Source organism: Actinomycetospora sp. C-140 (assembly GCF_054796175.1).
Window position 1 is genome coordinate 228,907 of record NZ_JBTWNF010000002.1, and the last position, 16,106, is coordinate 245,012.

Below are 16,106 nucleotides of genomic sequence, written 5' to 3' on the forward strand. Positions count from 1 at the left end.
GTCCTCGAGCTGGACCTGCGGCCGGTCATCCCCAGCTCTGCCCGGGCTCATAGGTCCCGAAGCTCCACTCGTGCCCTTCCTCGTCGACGAGGCGGGCGCGCCGCGTGCCCCACTCCGTCGACTCCGGCGGGAACACCGAGCGCCAACCCACGGCGACGGCCCGGGCGAACAGCGCGTCGACGTCGTCGACCCGCAGGTACAGCCCGCCGCCCGTCGATCGTCCCTTGAGGGCCGGGACGTCGTAGCCGGCGTCGTCGCTCGCGACCATGAGCACCACGGAGCCCAGCCGCACCTCGGAGTGGACCACCGTCCCGTGCTCACCGTCCTGGCGGACGACGACCTCGAACCCGAGGGAAGCCAGTGCGTCCAGGGCCTGCGGTGCGTCCCGGTAGCTCAGGTAGGCGAACAGTGTGGGATCGGTCACATCGCCATGGTGCCGCAGGCCTCAGGGGACGGCGACTTGGCGGGACACGACCACGACGTCGCTCTCGTTCCCGCGCGCCTGCCGCAGGTCCGGCGGCCGTGGCGTGAACCCGGGGACGCCGTCGAGCCCGAGGGTCTGGTCGTCGACGCGGAGCTGGACCGGCCCGGTGGCGACGAGGTCCACGGTCACGCCCTCGCGCGGCACGGCGTCGAGCCGCAGGTCCAGCGGGCCCGGCGACGGCGGGAGCGCGAGCGGCGGTGCGCCGGGGAACGTCACGGTGCCGCCGGCGACGGGGAGGTCGGAACGGACGAAGATCGTCGGGGCACCACGGGGCGACGTCACCTGCAGGCGGACACCGTCAGCAGAACGCCCCACCACCGCGGCCGAGGGACCCGGCACCGGCACCACCGGCCCCGGCCCGCTGCCGACAGCGTCGTCGCCCGGCCAGAGCACGTCCGGTGCGGGCGCTCCACCGGCGTAGCCGCGGGTCCAGTCGGCCGGTGCCTGGTCCGTCGTGACCCACTGCCCGGCGCCGCCGCGGTCGGCGTCGACGACGAGGGCGAGCGCGCTGCCCTGCGGGTTGCCGTCGTCGGTGCGGTCGTAGAGCAGGCCGCCACCGCCGAGGATCAGCACCCACACGATCGCGAGGATCGGCAGCGCGTAGCCGCGGACCGCCCCCGGCCGCGGGAGCGCGGACAGCGCCGCCCCGATCGGGATGCCGACCAGCGTGAACACCGCGACCGCCAGCCCGTCCGACACCCCGGCGACCCCGAAGGACGACACCGCGAACGGGATCAGTAGCGCCACGGCCGGTGCCGCGCCGAGTACGAGCAGCGGGGTCGCGAGCCAGAGCCGCTCGCCCGAGACCAGCACCAGGATCATCCCGAGCGCGAGCCCGATCACCGGCCACGCGAGCAGGAACACCGAGCCGGGCGCGACGACGGCCAGCCCGACCGACAGCAGCGCCAGCACCAGCAGCGCACCGGTGCACAGCGCGGCGCCTCCGGGCTTGCGCCGCAGCAGGCTCACGACCAGCGTCGTCACCGCGAAAGCGAGGACGCCCGCGGCGATCTCGTAGAGCAGCGGTTGCCCGAGGAACGGGCCGGTGTCGGCATACGACGGCCGGAGCCACACGAGCGCCTGCCAGAACCCGATCCCGGCCGCGAGCGCGGCCGCGAGGCCCACCACGTAGACGACCGCGCCCCCGAGCACGCCCCCGACCGAGGAGCGGCGACGTCCGACGACCATCAGCACGATCACGAGGACCAGCGCCAGCCCGGCGATCGGCCAGGCCCAGGAGGTGTCGTAGGTGACGAGGCGGCCGAGCACCGTGAAGTAGGTCCGGTCGCCCGTTGCGGGCTGGCGCGACGCGGCGGGGTCGAGCGGCGCCAGGTCGCGGTCGCCGAGCGCGCGGGTCAGGGCCAGCGCGTTGCCGCCGTGGTTCTGCACCGACGACCGGCTGAGGTTCAGCGGGATGTCGCCGGGGGTGTGGTACTGGTGCGCGCCCTCGATGAACGCCGCGTTCATCCCCGGCCGGCCCGCGTCGAGCACGGGCGTGAGGTCGGTGTCGTTGGGCAGGAAGCGGTAGATCTCGACCTGCGACGAGTCGCCGCGGGGATACGGCACCGAGCTCGCCCAGGCGTCGACGAGGCCCGCGTTGCCCGGCGAGGTCTGGAACAGCAGCGACGGCCCCGAGACGCCGCGGGCCTCCCAGTTGAGGACGACGGTCGGACGGCTGTCTCCGGCCTCCGGCGCGGCAGCTCCGCTGCGCTGCGTGCCGCCTGGGATGCTGTCCCGCACCCAGGCCCGCGCGCCGTAGAGGCCCGCCTCCTCGCCGTCGGTGAGCACCACCGTGACGTCGTTCCGCGGCGCCGGGCCGGCGCGCAGGGCCCGGACCGTCTCGAGGATCGTCGCGACGCCCGACATGTCGTCGGCGGCACCCGGCCCGGCCGTCACCGAGTCGTAGTGCGCCATCAGCACCACCGACCCGGTCGAGGCGGTGCCGGGCAGGGTGGCGACGACATTCTCGACCCGGCCGGCGCCGGTCTGCCCATCCTCGGAGTACAGCGACGCGGACGTCTCGACGCGCGTGGCGAGGCCCTCGGCCTGCAGGCGCCCGACCAGCGAGTCACGGGCGGCGTCGGAGGCCGGGCTGCCGATGGGTCGGGGCGCGCGCGCGAGGGCGTCGACGGCCGCCGTGGCCCGTTCGGCGCTGAAGTCGGCGGGCGGGGCGGACGCGGGGACCGGGTCGGGCGGGCGTTCGGCGAGCACGGCGACGACGCCGATCACCGCGAGGAGGACCACCGCGAGCAGGCGCCCGATCACGGCGAGCACCGTCCCGCACCCGCGCACCGCGCGCCACCGGCGAACCACAAGATCGGCCGTCCGGCCCTTCCGAGATCGACGTGGCGTGGGTCACGGTGGAGGCGACGAGGATGTCGATCGAGGGAGCGGAGAGCCATGGGACAGCTCGACGGGAAGGTCGCCTTCATCACCGGCGCGGCGCGCGGCCAGGGACGCAGCCACGCGCTACGGCTCGCACAGGAGGGCGCCGACATCATCGGCGTGGACCTCTGCGAGCAGGTCGACACCGTGCAGTACGCGGGGGCGACGCCGGAGGACCTCGCCGAGACCGCCAAGCGCGTCGAAGACCTCGACCGCCGGATCGTCACGCGCCAGGCCGACGTCCGCGACCACCGCGCCCTGAGCGAGGCCTTCGAGGCCGGGGTCGCCGAGCTCGGCCGGGTCGACATCATCCTGGCCAACGCCGGCATCGCGAACCAGGTCGGCGGCGAGCCCGAGGACGAGTTCCTCGGCTGGCAGACCGTCATCGACATCAACCTGACCGGCGTCTACAACACCGTGAAGATCGCCGCGCCGCGGATGATCGAGCAGGGCGACGGCGGCGCGATCGTGCTGACCAGCTCCACCCAGGGCCTGTCGGGCCGGGGCGGCGACGGCGGCGGCGCGATGAGCGGCTACGCCGCGGCCAAGCACGGCGTCGTCGGGCTGATGCGCACGTTCGCGCACTGGCTCGCGCCGCACAGCATCCGCGTCAACACCGTGCACCCGACCGGGGTGAACACGCCGATGGTCGTGAACCCGCAGCTCGAGGCGTGGATGGCGGCGAACCCCGAGAAGGGCGACGCGCTGGCCAACCTGATGCCCGTCGAGATGGTGGAGCCCGTCGACATCTCCAACGCGATCCTCTACCTCGTCAGCGACGCGGGGCGCTACGTCAGCGGCGTGACGCTGCCCGTCGACGCGGGGTTCTGCGTGAAGTAGGGGGCGCAACGCTTCGGAAATCGAAGCATCTCGACCGGCAACGCACCCCGACCGCGAGCGCGGCCGTGGTGTCGGGCGTCTGCGTTACCGTCTCGAGATGACGACGACCTACTCCGTCGACGACGAGCCCGCGGACCCCGCCGACCACCCGCTGAGAAAGGGGGCGTCGCCCGACGCGATCCGCGCGCACCTGGCCGGGCCGGACGATCGGGCCGAGTTCGACGCCGCGCTGGCGGCCGCGCTCGACGACGTCAACGCGAGCCGGGACCTGACCGAGCTGTTCCGGATGCTCGACCAGTGGCGGCGCATCGCCGTCCTGCAGAGCGACCCGGAACGGTTCCGGCGGGTGGCGCGCCGTGCCGCCGAGGTCAACATCGGGCGGTCCGGCCCGGAGGGCGAGCCGCTCGCCGAGGCGCGCGGGGACGCCGGCCCCTGAGCGACGTCATCGGTGCGCGGCGCCCCGGTGGTCGAGCACCACGGCGGCCACGACGATCGGCCACACGGCCTGGGCGAGGACGACGATCCGCTGCGACGCCCCGTACCAGGTGCCGCTGGTGACGAGCTGGATCCCGAACCAGCCCACGAGCACCATCAGCACGACGACGGTCATCGTCGAGGCCCACCGCAGCCGCAGGTCCACCGCACGGGAGAACGCGAGTCCGAGCGGCCACAGCGTGAACGCCGCCCAGGCCAGGCCGGCGGTGGCCATGTGCACGATGTTGTAGCCGCCGACGGGCTGCGGCTCGAGGCCCGCGAGCACGAGCAGCGCGCCGCCCGCGGCGAGGAGGACCCACGACGGGGTCGGCACCCGGCCCCGCAGCCCGGCGGCGACGAGCACGAGCAGGACGCCGACGAGGCCCAGGGTGCTCGACATGATCCAGCGGTTGGTCGCGCCGAGACCGGCGAGCGTGCTCAGCGACTGGTCCCACGCGTCGGGTCCGGGCCAGGCGGCCTGGGCCGCGAGCAGCCCGGCGACGAGCACGATCGGCGCCGCGACGGCCAGGGCGAGGGTCGCCGCCCCGGAGCCGGTGCCCGGACGCTCGCGGGTCGGACCGCGCCACGCGGCGACGGCCACCCGCGCCGGCCACACCGTCTGGCTCAGGATCAGCACGCGCTCGGCGACCCCGAGCCACGTCCCGTCGGTCCAGGCCTGCGCGCAGAGCCACGCGAGGGCGAGGGTCATCGCCGCGGCCGCGACGAGCGAGTCGCGGCGCAGCCGTGCGGCCAGGGTCCGGTCGAGGGCCACCGGCACCGGCCAGAGCACGAAGAGCCCGCACGCGGTCGCGGTGGCCGTCATGTGCAGCACCGAGCTGCCGTGCGCCGGCTGCGCGGCCAGGGCGGCGACGACGACCGCGACGCCCCCGGCGCCCAGGATCAGGCGCGACGCCCGCGGCACCCGCCGCAGACCCGCCGCGACGAGCACGAAGATGCCGCCGACCACGGCGAGCGTCGTCGCCATGATCCAGCGGTCGACCGCGCCCCGGCCCGCGAGCGTGCTGACCGTCTGCCCGACCGCGTCGTAGGTCCCCGGCGGCTGGGCCAGCTGGGCGGCGATCCCGCCGAGGACGAGCACGACCGGAGCGGCCAGGGCGAGCGCCACCACGACCGGAGCCGCGAGCCCGGTCCGGGGCGGCCGGCGCGTCTCGGCGTCCCGCCGCGTGATCGTTCCCCCCATGCCCCCGATCATCCCGCGATCAGGGCTGCGGCGCCCGCACCATGAGCCACGTCCGTGGCCCCGTGTCGGGGACGGCGTCGCGGACGACGGCGAAGCCCGCCCGCGCGTAGTAGGCGACGTTCGCCTCGCTCGTCGTCTCCAGATAGGACGGCAGACCCCGGCGGTCGGCGTCGTCGAGCATCGGCGCCAGGAGCGACGACCCGATCCCGATCCGCTGCCGGGACGGGTCGACGCCGAGCGCGAGCAGGAACCAGTGCGGGTCGGGGGCGAGCGCGGCGCGCTGGCCGTCGAGCCACGATGTGTAGGCGACGAAGCGCCGGAACGCGCCCGGGCCGAGCGTCGCCGGGAAGGCGAGCATCCCGGAGCGCAGCATGCCGAGCACGGACATCGACGTGCTCCCGGGCGGCAGCCAGATCGCCCCGCCCGAGCGGTCGGGCGTGGTGAGGGCGTGACCGCACAGGTGTCCGTAGCGCACCGCGCCGTGGAAGAAGCGGTCGAGCTTCGCGGGGCGGCGCGCGGGGTCCGGGAAGACGAACGTGAACATCCCGTCGTCGGCGAACGCGCGCGCCATCGCCGCGGCGACCTCGTCGACGTCGTCCGGCGCCACGTCCACGGCGGCGTCCCCCATGGCCTGGGATCCTCCCAGGTGCGCTGCGCGCCTGTGAGCAGAAAGAAGTGCCCCAGCACGCCAAACTGCTCACCTGCGCGGAGCGCACCTCGTCGCGCTGGGCGCCTCGCCGAAGCGCGCCCGGTACTCGGCGGCGAAGCGGCCCGCGTGGGCGAAGCCGTGCCGCAGGGCCACGTCGGCCACGGACGCATCGTCGCCGGAGCTGAGATCCCGGTGCACCGCGTCGAGGCGCCGGCGGCGCAGATAGGTCACCGGCCCGACGCCGAACTCCGCGTGGAAGATCGTCCGCAGGGTGCGTTCGCTGACGCCGGTCAACCGTGCGAGCTCCGGGGCCGTGGGTGGGCGGGCGGGGTCGGCGGCCGCGCGGTCGAGCACCCGGCGCACGACCGTCGACGACGCGGGCGAGGCCGGCTCGCGCAGCGCGTCGCGGTACGAGTGCGGGTGCCCGAGCAGCAGCGCGGTGCCGACGACGTGCTTGAGCGCCGCCCACACCCGCTCCGGCGGCCCCTCCGGCCCGGCCGCGACGCACGTGCTGCGCACCAGCTCCGCGGCGCCGTTCAGCGTGCCGCCGCCGCGGGGCGCCTCGAGGTCGAAGCTCAGCGGGCGGTCCGGCGTGCGCCCGAGCAGGGACGCGAGCTCCCGCTCGAGGTCGACTCGGTCGATCTTGAGGACGAGCAGGTCGAGACCCGGTTCCCACTGCATCGTCAGGGGCCCCGACGACGAGAACACGGCCCCGCAGGCGGTCGAGGCCCGCACCCGCATGCCCCGGTGCTCGGCGCGGAACCCGCCACGCGAGGGCAGGTGGACGGTCGCGAAGTCGTCGAGCGGGTGCGAGCGGATCTCCACGCCGGCGCCGTAGGAGAACCGCAGCAGGCCCAGCCCGTCGCCCGCGACCCAGCGGACGTCGGCCCGGAACGCGCCTTCGCGGCCGACCGCCATCCGGTGCCCGGTCATCAGGCGCTCGGTGCGCTCGTGGGCCTCCTCGGGGTCGGCGGTGCGGAAGCCGCCGCGCACGACCCCGGCTGCCGCCATCCCCGCACCTCCTCGTGCCGAGCTTCGACGCTGGCCGGAGGCCTCGCGGGTGTCAAGACGTGCCGGAAGCGGACGGCGCCGCCGGAAGCGGCTACCGGGACGCCGCGACGCCTCCTAGCGTCGAGTGATCCACCGCACACCCGAGGACGTGACGCCGGTGACGACGACCGACGAGTCAATGCAGGCGGGGACGGTCATCCCCCTCGGCGAGTACGCCGACGCCGACTTCTACCCCGGCTACGAGCCCCGGCTGGAGTCCCGGCCGTTCCTCGCCGAGCCCCTCGCGCCGTTCACGCGCGCCGACGAGGGCCGCTTCTGGATGCGGGACTCCCAGCACTTCGCCGAGGGCATCACCCCGGCGAGCATGGCCCTGCTCGAGGACGCCCAGACCTGGGGCACGCAGTACGGCGCCGAGATCGTCGGCATCCCGCCGACCGCGGGCATGGTCAACCGGATCGCCGGCGTGCACGTCTACCTCGGCCAGTGCCCGATCACGTCGGCGTGGCAGATGGGGACGCGGGCCGACCGGTTCGGCGCCTTCGCCGCGCCGCGCCTCGCCGACTTCGAGGGCTACTGGGCCGGCTACCGCGCCGAGCTCGAAGCGGCCTACGCCCACTTCGACGCCCTCGACGTCGACGCGATGGACCGCACCGAGCTGCACGCCGCGCTCGTCGACGCGATCGCCTTCCACCGCCGGGCGTGGGGCGTGCACTTCGAGGTCATGTACCTGCTCGCCGCCAACTACCTCGCGCTCTTCGGTCTCGCGACCGACCTCGGTCTCGAGACCGGGCAGATCGCGCAGTGGCTCGCCGGCGAGGAGACCTCGTACCTGCGCACCGACGCGGAGCTCTGGCGCCTCGCCGGCCGTGCCCGGGAGCTGGGCGTCGCCGAGGCGCTCACCGAACCGACCGTCGAGGGCGTCCGCGCCGCCCTGGCGACGCAGGCGAACGGGTCGGCGTGGTGGGCCGAGCTCGAGGAGTTCCTCGCGGTGTGGGGGCAGCGCACCGACGAGACCGCGACCCTCGACCGCCCGTCCTGGGCCGAGCACCCGGCGACGCCGCTGGGCACGATCCGCGAGTTCCTCACCCGCCCCGAGGGCCACGACTTCGCGGCCGCCCGGCGCGAGGTGCTGGCCGAACGGGACCGCCTCGTCGCCGCGGCGCGCGCCGCGATCGCCGACGACGGCGACCGCGCCCGCTTCGACGAGGTGCTGGCCTCGAACCGCGCGGCGAACTTCGTGTGGTGGAACGAGGAGCACAACTTCCTCATCGACCGCCGCATCCACCTGCCCCTGCGCCGGCTCACGCTCGCGGCGGCCGACCGCCTCGTCGCCGACGGCCGCCTCGACGCACGCGAGGACGTCTTCTTCCTGTTCCGCCACGAGCTGCTCGACGAGCTCGCAGGCTCCGGACCGTCGGGCTGGGGCGACCTCGTCACGGCCCGCCGCGACTACTACGACCACTGGTCGGCGCGCGGCGGCGAGCTCCCGCCGGTCATGGGCAACGTCCCCGACGCCGTCCACGACCCGATCATGACCGAGCTCTTCGGGCTGACCCCCGACTACTTCGCGACGATCAAGGCGCAGCAGACGACGGCCACGCTGTCGGGGTTCGCCGCGTCCCGCGGCACCGTCGTCGGCACCGCGCGAGTGGTGCGCGCGGCGCAGGACATCGACCAGGTCCGCGACGGCGACATCCTCGTCTGCGGCGGCACCACCACCGAGTGGACGCCGGTGTTCGGCCTGGTCAGCGGCTGCGTCACCGACACCGGCGGGACGCTCTGCCACACGGCGATCATCGCCCGCGAGTACGGCATCCCCTGCGTCGTCGGCACGGGCGTCGCCACCTCGACGATCACGACCGGCGACCGGGTGCGCATCGACGGCGACCGTGGCGTGGTGGAGGTGCTGTGACGGATCTGGAGGCGCTGGCGGGCACCGCCGAACGGGCCGCCCGCGCCGGCGGCGCCGTCCTGCTCGAGTACCGCGACAAGGTCCTCGAGGTCACGCTCAAGGACGCGCGCGTCGACGTCAGCTCGTCGGCCGACCTCGCCGCCCAGGAGGCGACGATCGCCGCGATCCGCGCCGAGCGCCCGGACGACGTCGTGCTCGGCGAGGAGGACGCGCCGGACGTCAGCCGTCCCGGCGAGGGCCTGCAGTGGTGGGTCGACCCGCTCGACGGCACCCGCTCGTTCATCGACGGCTTCCCGTGGTTCGCGACGGCGGTCTCGGTGACGCTCGGCGGCGAGCCGGTGGTGGCCGCGGTCTACGACCCGCTGCGCGACGAGCTCTTCCGGGCCGTGCGCGGCGGCGGGGCGACGTGCAACGGGACGCCGCTGCGGGTGTCGGGCGCCGAGAAGGCCGCCGAGGTCGTGGTGGTCGTGCAGGCGCAGTCGTCGGACCCGGTGGTGATCGCGGAGTTCGCCCGGCTGATGCGGGCGATGCTCACGGTCTCCGGCGGTGTGCGCTTCCCGGGCGCCCCCGCGCTGGTCATGGCCCACCTCGCGGCCGGGCACCTCGGCGGCTACGTCGAGCGCGACATGCCGCCGTGGGACGTCGCCGGCGGACGGCTGCTGGTCGAGGAGGCCGGCGGGCGCGTCACCGACTTCGCCGGCGAGGTCCGCGACGCCTCCACCCGCTACGACGTCGTCGCCAGCGTCGGCAGGGCCGTGCACGACGAGCTGGTCGAGGCCACCGGCCTGCGCTTCGAGGAGGGCGGATGATCGTCAACACCGAGATCGCCGTGACCACCACCGGCGGCTGGGCGCGTCCGGGGTGGTGGGACGTGGTCGAGCCCGCCGAGGCCGCGGGACGGTTCGGGCCGGACGACGAGCGCGAGCTCTACGACGACTACTGCCGCCTCGCGATCGACGACCAGGAGCGCTGCGGGCTCGACATCGTCACCGACGGCGAGCACCGCCGGCGCGGGTGGATCGAGAACATCACCGCCGCGCTGCCCGGCCTCGAGCTCCAGCCCGCGCCGCGCCGCCTGGGCGCGCTGGGCTACGACATGCTCGACGTCTGGAAGGTCACCCAGCCCCTCGACGAGCTCAGTTGGATGTGGGACTTCGTCGGCGAGTACCGCTTCCTGCGCGCCGCGACCGACCGCCGTCCCCGCGTCGGCATGCCCGGCCCGTACGGGATGACCACCGAGCTGGACTTCCGCGACGTCTACCCGTCGCGCAAGGCGTGCGCGGAGGCGCTCGTGCCGGCGCTGCGCGGGCACATCCGCGAGCTGATCGACGCGGGCTGCGACTACATCCAGCTCGAGGAGCCGATCACCCCCGCGGTCGCCGACGACGACCGCAGCCCGGCCTCCATGGTCGAGATCATCAACAAGGTGGTCGACGGGTTCGACGGCTGCACCTTCACCGTGCACATCTGCTTCGGCTCGTTCCGGCGCCTGCCCTACGCCAAGCGGACCTACCGATGGCTCTTCCCGACCCTGCTCGACGCCCACGTCCACGGATTCAGCCTGGAGTTCGGCGGGCGGGAGATGGCCGAGATCGACCTGGTCGGGCAGTGGGACCCGGGACGGTTGCTGTCCGCGGGTCTCGTCGACATCAAGACGCACTACGCCGAGACCACCGACGACCTCGTCGAGCGCCTGCACACGTGCCTGAAGTACCGGACCCCGGAGGCGCTGGAGATCTCCACCGACTGCGGGCTGCGGCGGGTGCCGCGCAACCTCGCGATGGCGAAGATGACCGCCGCCGCCCGGGCCGCGGAGCGGGTGCGCCGGGATGGCTGACCTCGATGTCCGCGCCGAGACGGTCGGCTCGCTGCTGCGGCCTCCGTACCTCCGGGACGCGATGGCGGCCGGCACGGCGTCGCGCGAGGTCCAGGACCAGGCCGTGCTGGAGGTCCTCGAGCTGCAGCGGTCGGTCGGACTGCCCGTCGTCGGCGACGGGGAGATGCGCCGGCGCATCTGGCACGGACCGGTCCTCGACGTCACCGACGGCTTCGACCCCGAGGGCTTCACGCGCACGTGGACGAGCGAGGACGGGCGCACCGCGTCGCACACCTCGCCCGTCGTGGCCTCCCGTCTGACCGAGCGCGGGAGCCTCGTCGACGTCGAGGCGGGCTTCGTCCTGGCCCACGCCGACCGACCGGTGAAGGTGACCCTGCCGGTCCCGACGAACTTCCTGAGCTACTGGACCGCCGGGGTCTCCGACCGCGCCTACCCCGACCCGCAGGAGTTCCTCGACGACCTGGTGACGATCCTGCAGCGCCAGGCGCGCGCGCTGGCGGACGCGGGCGTGCGGTACCTCCAGCTCGACGCGCCGAAGTACACGTTCCTGGACAACCGGCGGCTGTTCCCGGACCCGGACCGGTGGGCCGCGCGGCTCGCCGAGTTGATGCGCACCGACCGGCGGGTGTTCGACGGCCTCCCGGACGATGTCGTCACCGGCATCCACATCTGCCGCGGCAACTACCGCAGCATGTACGAGAGCACCGTGCCCTACGACGAGATGGGCGAGGTCCTGTTCGCCGAGGCGCGCTACGACCGGCTGCTGCTCGAGTACGACGACGCGCGCGCGGGCGGCTTCGACGCGCTGCGCTTCGTGCGGCCGGAGAGCACGGTCGTGCTGGGGCTGGTGACGACGAAGCACCCGGACCTCGAATCCGTCGACGACCTGCGCCGCCGGATCGACGAGGCGTCACAGCACGTGCCGCTGGAGCGGCTCGCGCTCAGCCCGCAGTGCGGGTTCGCCAGCACGTGGGAGGGCAACGAGCTCGGCGCCGACGACCAGCGTCGCAAGCTCGAGACGGTCGTGCGCACCGCGGAGCTGGTCTGGCCGTAGCCGTTCTTGATCCTCGCGGGCGGTCGCGGGAAGGTCGTCGGTCTGACGGAGACCGTGACCGCCGGGGGGCGCGATGGAGGAGGTCCGCGACTGGGCGGCCGAGCGGCTCGACGAGATCGTCGACGACCTCGCCGTGCTCGTCGACACCGAGACGCCGAGCACCGACTCGGTCCTGCTCGCTGACGGGCGGGCCGTGCTCACCGGGTGGGTGCTGGAGTCCTGGACGGACGCGGCGGCCTCGACGCTGCCCGGCCCGGTGCTGCAGGTCGACACGCCGGGCTCGCTGCCCGGGACGTTGGTGCTGCTGGGCCACATCGACACCGTGTTCGACGCCGGCACGGTCGCCCGCCGGCCGTTCACGGTGACCGACGGGATCGCCCGCGGGCCCGGGGTGTTCGACATGAAGGCGGGCCTGGTCCAGGGCGTGTCCGCGGTCGCCGCGCTCGATGCGCTCGGGATCCCGCGCCCGACGGTGCGCCTGATCGTCAACGAGGACGAGGAGATCGGGACCGTCGCCTCGCGGGACGCGATGGTGGCCGCGGCGTCGGGCTGCACGGCCGTGCTCGTGCTCGAACCCGGGGCCGAGGCGGGCACGGTGAAGACCGCGCGCAAGGGCGTCGGGCTCTGGCAGGTGGCCGCGACCGGGATCGCGGCACACGCCGGCCTCGACCCGGAGGCGGGCTCCTCGGCGGTCCACGCCCTCGCGGCGCTGATCTGTCACCTCGTGGGGCTGGCCGACCCGGCCGCCGGGACGACCGTCAACGTCGGGGTGCTCGCGGGCGGGACGCGGGCGAACGTCGTCGCCGAGCACGCGCGCCTCGAGATCGACGTGCGGGCGCGGACGCCGGCGGAGGCCGAGCGGGTGGGGTCGGCGCTGGCGGCGTGGGCGCCGCCCGATCCGCGCGTGCGTCTCCGTGTGACCGGCGGCTGGAACCGGCCGCCGTGGCAGGCGTCGGCGACGTGGCTGGTCGACCGGGCGCGTGCGGTGACGGCGTCGCTCGGCGTCCCGTTCGATCCGCGCGAGGTCGGTGGGGGCAGCGACGGGAACATCCTCGCCGCCGCGGGGCTGCCGGTGCTCGACGGCCTCGGGGCGAGCGGCGGCGGCGCGCACGCCGAGCACGAGTACGTCGTGCTCGGTGACCTGCCGGTACGGATCGCCCTGCTTGCGGGGCTGATCGCCGGATCTTCGCTGGGGACCTGAGCGCCCGACGTCGTTGGCGTCCGGATGGCCGTCATCCGAACCGGCGATGAATGGCATCGATGTCGTTCAGAAGGCGTCACAGATGGGTCACGAATGTATTGCGGAGTGGGGGTGATAACGCGCGAACGGGTGAGTTAAGGTCCGCGTTTGTGAGCCAGACGGGCGATGCTTCTCAGACCAACGTGTTCGACCTGACGAAGCGGGGATACAACCCGAACCAGGTCGACGGGCACGTCCAGGCCCTCCTGGCCCGCGTGGAGATGCTCGAACACGCGCACCACCAGGAGCAGCAGCGCGCCGAGGAGGCCGAGGCCGAGCTGACCCGGGCGCGGTCGCGCACCGATCGCCCGGCGGATGCCGACCCCGGCGACTCCACCGTCCAGCAGGGCTTCGGGCACCGCGTCGAGCGGGTGCTCCGCGTGGCCGAGCAGGAGGCCTCGAACGCGCGGGCCGCCGCGGCGCGCGAGGCCTCGGCGCTCATGGAGCGGACGCGCAAGGAGGCGGACTCGCACCGCCGCGAGGTGGAGCAGAACCTCTCCGCGCGCCGCGCCTCGCTCGACGAGGAGGCTTCGCGGCGCCGCTCGGAGCTCGACGAGCGGGAGCGCGAGCTCGACGAGCAGGCCGCCACCACCCGGGAGGAGGCGGAGCAGACGCTCGCCGAGGCCCGCACCGGCGCCGAGCAGATCACCCGCGACGCCGAGGCCGAGGCCCAGCGCCGTCGCGAGGACACCGAGGCGCTCATCCGCCGCCGCCACACCGAGGCCGAGAACGAGCTCGAGCGCCTCAAGGGCCTGCACGACGGCGTCCGTACCGACCTGGGCCGCCTGCTCGAATCGCTGTCCGGGCAGCTGCCGGCGCGAGACGGCGGGCGTCACCTCTCGGTCGCCCAGGCGGCCGCGGCGGTGCAGTCGCCCGCGATGGCGCCGTCCGCTCCGTCGTCCGGGCCGTCGTCCGCGCCGCCGTCCGCTCCGGCCGGCGAGACGATCGAGGAGCCGCGGTCCAACCTGCACTTCGGTCCGCAGGAGACCGGCGACGACGACGGCGCGCAGTCCGGTGAGGCCGGCCCCGCATGACCTCCGGGGGGATGGCGGTCGGCCGTGGTCTGACGTGGACCTACGGCGAGTCGCCGGGTGACGGCCACCGCCGCCCGGCGCGCTCGGCCGAGGACACCGCCGTGATCTCCCCGGTGGTGGCCGACGAGACCCGGGCGACCCCGATCGCCCCGCCCGCGCTGACCGCGCTCGACGCCCTCCCGGCCGTCCAGCGCCGCGCGCTGGTGATGCGCCACATCCGCGGCATGGACGCCGAGGACATCGCGGCCGCCGACCGCGTGGCCGTCGACGTCGTCGAGCGCCGCCTGACCCACGGTGAGCTCGCCTTCGCCCACCACCTCGGCCTCGCGGTCGGGCCCGAGACGCCGGGTGCCGTGGCCGAGCGCGACCTCGCCCCGCTCGCCGACCTGCCCGACGCCTCGATCGCGGGACCCACCTTCGCCCCGATGCACGCGACCTCGGCGCGCTCGCGCCTGAGCCGTGGATGGGGGCGGGGTGGGCGCGACGCCGCCGCGGCGGGCGTCGCTGCTCACGCGGTGAGCCGCGAGCCCGCGACGGACCGCGACGGCGACGGGGGCGTGACGTCGACCCTGGCGACGACCACGACCGTCGCCGCGACTGGTGCGTCTGCTTCTGGAGCGTCTGCTTCTGGAGCGTCCTCTTCTGACGGGGCGGCGGCGGGCGGCCCCGCGACGGCGGCGACGGTCGGCCTGGCGGGCGCTGCCGCGGGCGCGTTCGCCGGTCGTTCCGCCGGTGGGCCGCACCCGGCCGGTCCGTGGACGCCGGACGCCCCGACTCGCGCGGGCGCTTCCCGCGGTCCGACGACCCCGGCCCGAGGCTGCGGCGGGGTCGCGTCGTCCGGCGCGGCGGCGGGTCTCGCGGCCGGCGCCGCACTGCCCGCCGAGACGCCGCCGGCCGAGCGCCGCAACCGTCTGCCCCTCGTCGCGGCCACCCTGACGGCGGCGTCCGTCGCCGCCCTCGGCGCTGCCGTCGCCACGGCGGCGCACCACACCGCGGCCCCGGAGACCACAGGCGGCGGCTCGGCTCCGCTGCCCGCCGGACCCGGTGCGGCGCCCGGACTCGGCGGTGCCCTGCCGCCGGTCGGAGCGGGCGCCACGCCCGCCGCCCCGGCTGGCGACGCCGCCCTCGACCTCGGCCTGGGCGATGCGACGTCCGCCGGTTCTGCGCCGGCCGGCCCCAGCGGTCCCGTCACGCCGTCTCTGGCCGCGGGCGTCCGCCCCGCCCCGGTCGGCGTGCCCGGCGGGACGCCGCGCGCCGTGCCGGCGGGGCCGCGAGCCGACGGGCCGCCGGCATCCTCGGCGGGCTCGCCCCAGCCGTCCACCGCGAACCCCGGCCCGAGCACCCAGCCGACCCAGCCCTCCGGTGGCAACGGAAGCGGCGGGAACTCCGGTAGTGGTGGCGGTGGCCAGGCCGGTGGCGGTGGCCAGACCGGTGGCGGTGGTGGTGGCGGCGGCGGGAACTCCGGCGGCCAGGCCGGTGGCGGTGGCCAGGGTGGCAATGGGGGTGGCGGGAACGCCGGCGGCGGCAATCACGGAGGCGGTGGCAACGGAGGCGGTGGCAACGGCGGCGGTGGCGGGAACGCCGGCGGGGGCCGTGGAGACGACGGACCTCCGCCGCGTGCCGGCGCCTCGGCCGGAGGTGGCGGCGGCGATCGGGGCGACGCCGGTCCTCGCGGCGGCGGCGACCGCGGTGGCCAAGGCGGCGGCGACCGTGGTGGCCACAGCGGCGGTGGCGGCGGCGATCGTGGTGGCCAGGGCGGTGCTGCCGGCGGCCAAGGCGGCAACGGCGGGCAAGGCGTGAACGGCGGGCAAGGCGTGAACGGCGGCCAAGGCGGGCGCGGCGCGCGCTGACCGCCAAGCACTCCCGGAGATGCTTCGATTTCCGGAGCACTTCCCCGTGCTGGCGCGCACCCGCGCAGTTCGTGCCGGGGCTGCCACGACCTTGATCCGCCCCGGTGCTCCGTTGACCCGATGTCACAGGGTCAG

Annotated in this window: 14 protein-coding genes; 9 read left to right on the plus strand and 5 right to left on the minus strand. The window is 75.1% G+C overall.

The window, feature by feature from the left end:
* Positions 1–25: 25 nt before the first annotated feature.
* Both ACR9E3_RS04105 and ACR9E3_RS04110 read right to left on the minus strand, forming a co-directional pair.
* On the minus strand, positions 26–424 hold the full coding sequence (locus ACR9E3_RS04105) for a VOC family protein (protein WP_460378771.1): 399 nt from the start codon (positions 422–424) through the stop codon (positions 26–28).
* A 21-nt stretch (positions 425–445) separates the two neighbouring features.
* Positions 446–2,758, minus strand: a complete 2,313-nt coding sequence (locus tag ACR9E3_RS04110; protein WP_460378773.1) for a M20/M25/M40 family metallo-hydrolase — start codon at positions 2,756–2,758, stop codon at positions 446–448.
* Positions 2,759–2,884: 126 nt separating this feature from the next.
* Between ACR9E3_RS04110 and ACR9E3_RS04115 the strand changes: the two genes are divergently transcribed.
* Together ACR9E3_RS04115 and ACR9E3_RS04120 are read left to right on the plus strand one after the other, a co-directional pair.
* Entirely contained in the window at positions 2,885–3,709 is an 825-nt protein-coding gene (locus ACR9E3_RS04115; protein WP_460378775.1) for a mycofactocin-coupled SDR family oxidoreductase, read from the plus strand.
* A gap of 97 nt (positions 3,710–3,806) precedes the next feature.
* Complete coding sequence (locus tag ACR9E3_RS04120; protein ID WP_460378777.1) at positions 3,807–4,145, plus strand: DUF6247 family protein; 339 nt, start codon at positions 3,807–3,809, stop codon at positions 4,143–4,145.
* A 6-nt stretch (positions 4,146–4,151) separates the two neighbouring features.
* Here ACR9E3_RS04120 and ACR9E3_RS04125 read toward each other — a convergent pair whose 3' ends face one another.
* The 3 genes from ACR9E3_RS04125 to ACR9E3_RS04135 all read right to left on the minus strand — a co-directional run bounded on the left by ACR9E3_RS04125 (position 4,152) and on the right by ACR9E3_RS04135 (position 7,044).
* A complete protein-coding gene (locus ACR9E3_RS04125; protein WP_460378779.1) occupies positions 4,152–5,384 on the minus strand; it encodes a DUF998 domain-containing protein in 1,233 nt (410 codons plus the stop codon).
* Positions 5,385–5,403: 19 nt separating this feature from the next.
* Positions 5,404–6,012: a GNAT family N-acetyltransferase gene (locus tag ACR9E3_RS04130; protein ID WP_460378781.1), complete on the minus strand. Its 609-nt coding sequence runs from the start codon at positions 6,010–6,012 to the stop codon at positions 5,404–5,406.
* 69 nt (positions 6,013–6,081) lie between these two features.
* Positions 6,082–7,044, minus strand: a complete 963-nt coding sequence (locus ACR9E3_RS04135; RefSeq protein WP_460378784.1) for an AraC family transcriptional regulator — start codon at positions 7,042–7,044, stop codon at positions 6,082–6,084.
* Between the two features lie 157 nt (positions 7,045–7,201).
* On the opposite strand from ACR9E3_RS04135, the gene ACR9E3_RS04140 reads away from it, so the two are divergent.
* The 7 genes from ACR9E3_RS04140 (at position 7,202) to ACR9E3_RS04170 (ending at position 15,971) form a co-directional block, all read left to right on the plus strand.
* Positions 7,202–8,956: a PEP-utilizing enzyme gene (locus ACR9E3_RS04140; protein ID WP_460378786.1), complete on the plus strand. Its 1,755-nt coding sequence runs from the start codon at positions 7,202–7,204 to the stop codon at positions 8,954–8,956.
* Positions 8,953–9,765, plus strand: a complete 813-nt coding sequence (locus tag ACR9E3_RS04145; protein WP_460378788.1) for an inositol monophosphatase family protein — start codon at positions 8,953–8,955, stop codon at positions 9,763–9,765. The genes ACR9E3_RS04140 and ACR9E3_RS04145 overlap by 4 nt, the downstream gene beginning before the upstream one ends.
* Entirely contained in the window at positions 9,762–10,793 is a 1,032-nt protein-coding gene (locus ACR9E3_RS04150) for a hypothetical protein (RefSeq protein ID WP_460378790.1), read from the plus strand. Before ACR9E3_RS04145 ends, ACR9E3_RS04150 begins: the two co-directional genes overlap by 4 nt.
* The gene (locus ACR9E3_RS04155; RefSeq protein ID WP_460378792.1) at positions 10,786–11,847 is read left to right on the plus strand and encodes a cobalamin-independent methionine synthase II family protein; all 1,062 of its coding nucleotides are present in this window, start codon (positions 10,786–10,788) and stop codon (positions 11,845–11,847) included. Before ACR9E3_RS04150 ends, ACR9E3_RS04155 begins: the two co-directional genes overlap by 8 nt.
* Before the next feature lie 73 nt (positions 11,848–11,920).
* Positions 11,921–13,048 (plus strand): M20/M25/M40 family metallo-hydrolase, encoded by a 1,128-nt coding sequence (locus tag ACR9E3_RS04160; RefSeq protein WP_460378794.1) that lies wholly within the window; start codon positions 11,921–11,923, stop codon positions 13,046–13,048.
* 149 nt (positions 13,049–13,197) lie between these two features.
* The gene (locus ACR9E3_RS04165; RefSeq protein ID WP_460378796.1) at positions 13,198–14,121 is read left to right on the plus strand and encodes an ATP synthase F0 subunit B; all 924 of its coding nucleotides are present in this window, start codon (positions 13,198–13,200) and stop codon (positions 14,119–14,121) included.
* Positions 14,118–15,971 (plus strand): RNA polymerase sigma factor, encoded by a 1,854-nt coding sequence (locus ACR9E3_RS04170; RefSeq protein ID WP_460378798.1) that lies wholly within the window; start codon positions 14,118–14,120, stop codon positions 15,969–15,971. The genes ACR9E3_RS04165 and ACR9E3_RS04170 overlap by 4 nt, the downstream gene beginning before the upstream one ends.
* Positions 15,972–16,106: the final 135 nt, after the last annotated feature.